The sequence below is a fragment of the Salinibacter grassmerensis genome, assembly GCF_947077765.1.
GTDB lineage: Bacteria > Bacteroidota > Rhodothermia > Rhodothermales > Salinibacteraceae > Salinibacter > Salinibacter grassmerensis.
In genome coordinates this window covers 1-782 of the sequence record NZ_CAMTTF010000018.1, presented here as the reverse complement: position 1 = coordinate 782, position 782 = coordinate 1, and the positions used below count along the sequence as shown (strand labels likewise).

At 67.6% G+C, this 782-nt stretch carries 1 protein-coding gene; it reads right to left on the bottom strand.

The features are described 5' to 3' along the window. Nucleotides 1–782: methyl-accepting chemotaxis protein (locus OJB03_RS15555; RefSeq protein ID WP_263788998.1), on the bottom strand; the 782-nt coding region annotated here is incomplete at both ends.

Sequence of the window (782 nt, the reverse complement as noted above, 5' to 3'; positions counted from 1 at the left end):
CGGGACATGTCGTCGGCCATCTCTGCCAACTGGTTCGTCGAGTCCGACACGCTGTCCGCCACGCCGGAGATCGACTCAACGCTCTCGGCAATCTGGGTCGTCGTCGCCGACTGCTCCTGAGTGGCCGCCGCGATCTGGTCGATCGTCGTCGCCATGTCGTCGATCGACGCGGTAATCTCGTCGAGGGCATCGGAGGCCTCCTCCGTGAGGGCGAGCCCACTCTCGACCTCGTCGGTGCCCTTCTCCATCGAGGCGACGACCTCGTCGATCTGCTCCTGGATCTGCACGACCACGTCCGAGATTTCCTGGGTGGCGGAGGTGGTCCGCTCGGCCAGTTCGCGGACCTCGTCGGCCACCACGGCGAAGCCTTTTCCTTCCTCGCCGGCACGCTGCGCCTCGATGGCGGCGTTGAGGGCCAACAGGTTCGTCTGGTCGGCGATGTCCTCGATGACCTGAACGATGTCGCCGATCTCGGCGCTCGCCTCGCCGAGGGCCGACACCTTGTTGGAGGAGGAGTTGACAACCTCCACGATGCGCTCCATCGCCTGGGTGGTCCGGTTGAACACCTTCTCGCCCCTCTCCGCGAGCTCGGACGCCTCCCGGGCCTTCTCGTTGGTCCGCTCGGCGTGCTGGGAGGAGGACGCCACGGTCGAGGACATCTCCTCGACGGCCGCCGCCACCTCCGTCGTCTGCTCTGCCTGCTCCTCGGTCCCGGCCGACATCTCCTCCGCCGTCGAGGCCGTCGTCTCCGCGGCCGCCGAGAGCCGGCTGCTGGTGGTCTC